This window comes from Shewanella sp. CAL98-MNA-CIBAN-0140 (genome assembly GCF_040309905.1).
GTDB lineage: Bacteria > Pseudomonadota > Gammaproteobacteria > Enterobacterales > Shewanellaceae > Shewanella > Shewanella psychromarinicola.
The window spans coordinates 40,969-48,240 of record NZ_JBEOPI010000033.1; the positions used below are offsets into that span (position 1 = coordinate 40,969).

At 38.4% G+C, this 7,272-nt stretch carries 4 protein-coding genes; 2 read left to right on the top strand and 2 right to left on the bottom strand.

All coding sequences use genetic code 11. From position 1 onward, the window contains the following. Positions 1-144: 144 nt before the first annotated feature. On the bottom strand, positions 145-2,211 hold the full coding sequence (locus AAEY93_RS15925) for a methyl-accepting chemotaxis protein (RefSeq protein ID WP_351078259.1): 2,067 nt from the start codon (positions 2,209-2,211) through the stop codon (positions 145-147). A 667-nt stretch (positions 2,212-2,878) separates the two neighbouring features. Here AAEY93_RS15925 and AAEY93_RS15930 point away from each other — a divergent pair. Continuing rightward, positions 2,879-3,688: a RecX family transcriptional regulator gene (locus AAEY93_RS15930; RefSeq protein WP_351078262.1), complete on the top strand. Its 810-nt coding sequence runs from the start codon at positions 2,879-2,881 to the stop codon at positions 3,686-3,688. 198 nt (positions 3,689-3,886) lie between these two features. Here AAEY93_RS15930 and AAEY93_RS15935 read toward each other — a convergent pair whose 3' ends face one another. After that, on the bottom strand, positions 3,887-4,648 hold the full coding sequence (locus tag AAEY93_RS15935) for a hypothetical protein (RefSeq protein WP_124012319.1): 762 nt from the start codon (positions 4,646-4,648) through the stop codon (positions 3,887-3,889). 707 nt (positions 4,649-5,355) lie between these two features. On the opposite strand from AAEY93_RS15935, the gene AAEY93_RS15940 reads away from it, so the two are divergent. After that, on the top strand, positions 5,356-6,135 hold the full coding sequence (locus tag AAEY93_RS15940) for an acetoin reductase (RefSeq protein ID WP_124012321.1): 780 nt from the start codon (positions 5,356-5,358) through the stop codon (positions 6,133-6,135). Positions 6,136-7,272 lie beyond the last annotated feature (1,137 nt).

The following is a 7,272-nucleotide window of genomic DNA, read 5'->3' on the forward strand; positions in this document are numbered from 1 at the left end:
GCGCTGTGGCGTTGAAAGTATTGAAGCGTTTTAAGCAACTAAATACGGAAGCGATTATTCACGGATCTAACGCCATGTTAAGCAAGACAAAAAATATCGAAATACTGACAGACATTGGGCTATCGATACCCACCAAACCAGCTCTTAGGCTAATTTGAACTTATTGACTAACAAATTGAGATGATCATTTGCAGTCGAAAGGTGTTGAGTACTCACTGCGGTTTGCTTACCATTTTGTAACAACTCAAGCGCCATAGTTTCGATGGTGTGTATATTTCGACTAATTTCACTGGTTACTGCACTTTGCTCCTCAGATGCAGTGGCTATTTGACCGCCTAAATCGTTAATGTTTAAGATAGAGCTTGTCATTGAATCAAGGTTAGAGGTCACTCTAAAGGTGTTATCTGCCACCTTCTGACAGCTCTGCTTAGTCTCAATCATCACCTTTACTGCCGACGAAGCGTCATCTTGTAACCTTATTAAGATCTGGTCAATTTGAGCTGTACTCGATTGGGTACGAGAGGCGAGTGAGCGCACTTCATCAGCGACAACGGCAAAGCCTCGTCCTTGTTCTCCTGCACGTGCGGCTTCAATTGCAGCGTTGAGTGCCAACAGATTGGTTTGATCAGCTATCCCCTTAATTACGCTTAAAATCGATACGATTTGGTCGGTATTCTCGCTCATGGTATTAATCTTGTTGGTCGCCGCATTCATATCTTCTACAAGGGCTATTACGCTATTTGATGCATCAACAACGTTGATTTTAGAGGCTTTAGCTTCTTCGTTGGCTTGCTGGGTGCTCGATGCAGTTTGCGCTGCACTGTTAGCCACCGCTTCTGCTGAGCTGTTCATCTGAGTGATTGCGGTAGCTGCGAGACTCGTTTCTGAACTGTGGTTGTTCAGAGCAATGCTGTTACTTTCTGATTGACGGTTAAGTTGTGTGATGCCTTCAGTAATGTCTTTGGATGAACGGGATATATCAAGCATCATGGTTTGAAGGTAACCAATAAAATTATTAACTGAATGGCTTATATCTCCAAGCTCATCATGATTAATGATTTCCAATCGGGAGGTGAGATCGGCTTCGCCAGTGGATAAGGTGTCTATACGTGTTTTTAACACCACCATGTCGGTGATTAGTTTGCTTATAAGCCAGACACAGAAAATGAGTGCAACGATGATAATGATGCTTGCCACTGCAATACTCTGGAAAATTTTGTTGTCGAATATCTCACGAGTACCATCCGTAAGGCCCTGTTGAATCGAGGTCACATCAGACTCGTAGGTTCCCGTTCCTATAATCCAGCCCCATTGAGGTAGGATCTTTCTGACGTATGAAATTTTGGTTTTATTCACATTCGTTAAAGAAGAAAACTCAGAGAGCAGAACAAAGGCATCAGATTTTCCCTCTAAGACTTGGTTAACTTTAGCGGTGTTGTTTGTCTGAGTACCAATAAGATCTGTTTGCGAGTGAGCCAGAATATTACCGTTTAGATCCTGCACCCAAAATTTACCATTTTTACCATATTTTGCTGCCATTATAGTTTGTAGAGCAGCAGTGACATTCCCCTGTTTTAGCGTGCTGATGTACTCACCTGTAGCAATCACTAAATTAAGCGGTTCAAAATAGAAAGAAGCTGATATTTTTTCTTCGATCTGTCCTGTTGATGGGTTTGAAAAGAAGTAGTTGGTGAAACCTATCTTGTTTTCCTTGGCGGCGGCAACAATATTCCTCGCGTAATAGTTGCCTTTTTCATCGATAGCATCACGACTATTTCCCATTGAAACGCTGCCATTGCCAGCGGCTTCATTCGTTAAGGTATCTGCATCATAGGCAAACAGATAACGGCCCTTTCCCCATTGGTATTCATTGATGAAGGTATAGATCATCATATCGGGGTCATCGGTGAGATTATTTTCATACAGGTTATTAATGGTATTACGCAATATGACAATCTCATCGCTCAGGCCCAGCCTAATATTTTCGACTTTGGACTGTTGATAGAAATCATTGACTGAACGGCTAAGAGTATCCACCTGACCGATAAGGTTATCCTTTACTAAACTTTCGACTTTATCATTGATATTAAGCTTTTCTTTTTTAAGAACAGCCTGTTCAACCATGAACATGTTGACGATAAAAAAGCTAGATACAAGGATTAGTAAAGTACCTACTAATATGATTAATTTAGCTTTAATAGTATTTATCATAATAAAACCTTAGATAAGCTCAATAGTACATAAGAAAAATCTAATAGCATTAAGTGATAAAAAACAGCTAAGTTCAACATGGGTGTTGCGGGAGTGTGATCTAGACGTTAACGCATTAGAAAAAATGCGAGCTAATTAACAAAATACAATCCAAGCATTCATCATTAATAATACATTTTAAAAAAAACTGACTAATCTTGGGTGATAATTTAAGTAGCAGTAGCTGTGCTCAAGAAGTACTGACTCAATGGCATATAAATGAAAACAAATACATTCACTATAAATATTGAGGGGTTGTTGAGCATCAAGCTCACGTAAAGTGGCATAGTAAATTTGGCCACCGAATAACAAATCGACTATAAGAGCCCCCTAGTGTTTAACAAAGAAGCCATACTTATAATAATGCGAACTATTGAATTTTTAACTTTGGCGCTAACAAATTTATGCTCCAAAGCTTATTAGCCTTTGGGCTTTCCCCCCGAGTAATACTTAAACCATTTTGATATTTAAAAATCCACTATAGGCCATCAATTCAATGGCATTAATCAGGCCATATATGGCTTTTTTCAAATAGTATTCAAGCACAAGGATACGTCTAGCGCGTACTCAATAACACCGGGAGCTGCTACACTGTTGTTGGTTATTTTTTAATTTAAGATCAATTTTTATGCAGCGCCCTCCTCTACGTCAAGCCAAAACCATCGATAACGTTTTTAATAGCGCCTATTGGCACCTTGGCCAACAAGATTTTACCATTAATGAAATTCGCACTAAGCTTGAGCGTAAAACAGAAAATCAACAATGGATTGAAACCGTACTGGCCAAACTCATAGAAAACGGTTATTTAAAAAATGACAATGACTTTGCGGTACGCTATTGCGAGTTAGCCTTTAGAAATGAACTCGGTACCAGCGCGATAAGACGTAAGTTACAACTGCGCGGCGTACCCGTTACCGTGATTGATACCGCGATAGAGCAAGTGATGTACGAGCAAAAAGTCGATGCCTTTGCGATGGCCACATCTAGGCTACTAAGGCGATTTGTTAACTTTTATGGCACCAGCAGAGAAAAAGTCTACACCCAAATGACCACAAAAGGGTTTTCTCGGGCCGAAATAGATCACGCATTAGCACAACATCCAGAACGTGAAACACTGCGCAGTAAATTAGCCATAAAAGCAGACAAAGTTGACTTAACCACTGAAATAATCAAACTATTTAACAAAGGCAAAGGCAAAACCCTCATCTTGCAAGAACTAAAACAGCGACTGATTGATGTGAGCGACTTTGAAGATACGGTGTACCAATTAACGTTAACAGAGGATGTCGATTTTTATCAAAGCTGTAAAAATGAGCTGGCGAAAAAGCGCTATGACTTATCAAACTATAAAGAAAAGTCCAAAGCGTATGCCTATTTATCCCGTAAAGGGTTCGGCAGTGATGAAATAAAAGAAGCAATGGGTCCAGATAATGACTAACAAAACACAAGATTGCCACCCAAGATTAATGAAGCAAAAAAGCGTTTAATTTGTACGTTTGAATAGCCATAAAAGGCTATCGCAATGAATGACGAAAGCCATGATGTTAATGATTATATAATTATGGGTGGCTTAATAACTATCTGTTTCATAGGTATTTTCCTCATAACTCTCGGCTTCATAAATAATGATATCTCATTATAATTCTGTTTTTATATCCCACAGATAATCTTGATGACTAGTGCAAATGTCACTAAATTCGGCACTGTGTTTATTGTCTTTATCATAAAGGGTATCAAGGATATTTTTTTTTGCTTTTAATAAATCAGAATAGTTATCTGCGGTGGCCGTTTGCAATCGACGGTATTTGCCGCCAACGACATGAGATAACCAACCCCAGGATGTGAGTTTTCCTTTACCGACTTGAGCATTGAATACTGGAGCAAAATGTTCTTTGACAATAGCATCTGCTTTTTCTTCTCCCGAAAAACTACATTCCATGTAAACAGATAAGCTTACTTTTCCACGCGTTTCGCCCCCCAAAGTAGGTCGACTCCCGGTCACATACTGCCAAATATAATCTTCATGAGATTGACAACCACGTCCAAGGGCATCAGTATTTTTTCCCAAAACAGCTTCAAATTTTTTGTTCATCGTCTCTTGTGCAGCAAATAATGAATCTATACTCGGTGCTGAATGGTATAAAATTCGACGCCATTCGCCTCCGGTATGATGCTTCAGCCAACCCCAACTCGCTATGGTGCCATTGTTAACACCATCATTATATATGGGGGCATAGGCTCTTTGAACTAGCTCGTCTACAGCGGATTCTTGCTCAGGTATGCATTTAAAATAGGTTGAATAAACATACATTTCTGGCTCTTCTTCGGCAGCACATAGCGCTGTGAATGAAAATAGCAGTACGCCTATAAATTTTGGTAGAACGTTAAAAGGGTTCATATTGAATCATCCTTAACTATTTCTAGTAGCATTTCTACTAGATATGAATAAATGAAATGTTTTTCATTCGTATTACCACCAATTAACCATAGTCCAATAAGGTAATTTTATTTAATTAAAATATGATAGAAACTAGGCATAGGATTCAATTCTGGTAAATTAAATATCTTTACATAATTAAATTCAACTGCTTGAGTGAATTAACCGGCTTAATCAAGTGTCATTAACGGCTTTGATTGGCCTTGTTGATTAAATCATTGTCTGGGCAAGCTAACCCGTTTCTATTTATGCCCCAAGTTGGTTAGTCTTTGGTGTATGGCCTACGGCCAATAAGGTCGTGGCCGTAGGCCATATCCATAATCAACTTTAGGCAGAAATAAGTTAGCAGACCTTCCCTGCATGAAACAATTCCAAACTGAACATCACTAAATAGCTAAACAACCGATTATGGCTGTCTACGTCTATTTTCTCTAGATATTTACATAGAATAAAACAACTAATAATTAACATAATATCTAAAAATTTATCACTAATATTGAAAGGTCATTCTTAGAGATTAAACATGTTTAATTCTTAACCATTAAGCTGTCTCAAATTGATCTATATCTAATTTTATTGTTCTACGTCCTTGTAAACTGATCATTCAATCGTTATCTGGAAGGCTATAAAAAGGTCTTCCTTATCCTATTATCAAAAAGGAGTCAGATATGTCATTACAAGGAAAAGTCGCGCTCGTCACTGGTGCAGGTCAGGGCATAGGACGTGCCATTGCACTTCGTTTAGCAAAAGATGGAGCAGATGTTGCCATCGTTGATCTAAACGAAGAAAAAATGCTCGCGGTATCTCTTGAGGTCAAAGCCTTAGGTCGAAAATCAACGACTTTTAAAGCTGATATAAGCGACCGGAAACAAGTTTATGCCGCTATAGACCATGCAGAGAAAACCTTAGGTGGATTCGATATTATGGTGAATAACGCAGGTATTGCGCAAGTTCAAGCCATAGCAGATATTACTCAAGAAGAAATGGATAAAATCCAAAAGATCAACGTAGACGGAACTCTTTGGGGCATTCAAGCCGCTGCAAAGAAATTCATCGAACGCAAGCAAAAAGGCAAAATTATAAGTGCCTCTTCCATTGCTGGCCATAATGGGTTTGCTTTACTGGGCGCATATTCGGCGACTAAATTTGCAGTGCGTGCGTTAACTCAGGCTGCAGCACAGGAATATGCTAGCGCAGGTATTACAGTAAATGCTTATTGCCCTGGTGTGGTTGGAACCGATATGTGGGTCGAGATTGATAAACGTTTTTCTGAAATTACTGGGGCTCCAATAGGTGAAACGTATAATAAATACGTCAAAGGCATTGCACTTGGTCGTGCGCAAACACCTGTGGATGTCGCCAACTTTGTGTCATATTTAGCCGGTCCAGACTCTGATTACATGACAGGTCAAGCACCACTGATAGATGGCGGTATGGTTTACTGTTAATAATAACCAAACGATCCCGAAATGCAGGATTGTGTATTTTGATGTGTCTTGGGTATATATATGGTTTAAAAATTGCGGGCTAACATTGAGAGTAACAACATAGCCTGCAGTTTTTAGCTCTGTGATTAACAGCAATGTGAAAAATAGGCTGGATTCTAAAAAGCACTACTCTTAGGTGACAATGTCTATTGCTAATCAAGTTTCAATCTAAGGCTATAATTTCCTGCTTAACATTCTTTATTTTTTACTTTTAAACTTAATTACCATTGTTCTCGAAAGCCTTTCTGAAAGAAATAAAACTATGCTGAAATGAAACTAAATGAAACTATGCCACCCATTTTCTGAAGTATCTCGAATTATTAAATAAAAACTCGAACAAAAATGAATATCGTAATCAAAAAGTATGTCACATAGTTGTACAGCCTAATTTTTTTTGAGTCTATACTGGTTTTAAAATCAAGTTCATACACTTTTAAGCTTCTACAAAGCAGAGAGTTAATATATAGCCATAAAACACATATTATAAAAATAGAAAAATACCCATACCATTTAAAGCTTGAAAAAAAACTAAAACCATTAGTGTTTAAAAATCCATGCAAGATTAGAAAAACAAAACCTAATGATGAAAGTAATACCATAGAAACAGAGCCAGAATGGCCAAATCCTTTTTTTCTATAATATGCATAACCACCAACAATAAAATTCCGGACATAAAACATTTTTAATTATCTCCAAGGTTTATAGCTTGAACGCCGATCACCTTTTGACATAATCCTATCATAAATACATGGCCATATATGGACGCTCCCGGTGAGTCAAGATAATACTTTGCTCACCGAAGGCTTTTTGGCCTTAGTTTTCTATACAACATTCTCACTCTTATCGTTGCTTTTGATGTGCTCATTTACCGCTAGAAGCGGTTGTACTGCCATATATACGGGCTTAACAGCCAAGCTGCGCCCCTAATGAAATCCGTACCACTGCGCCTGTCAATTGAAACACCCATGCGGATTAGGCTTTTCCTATCCTTGGCCTATTCGGGCTAGCACTGGTTGGACTGATACCAATCCGCATTAAATTATGATCTAATATGCTCACCACTTTCAAATTATTTTATACTGTGAAAAACTACACATC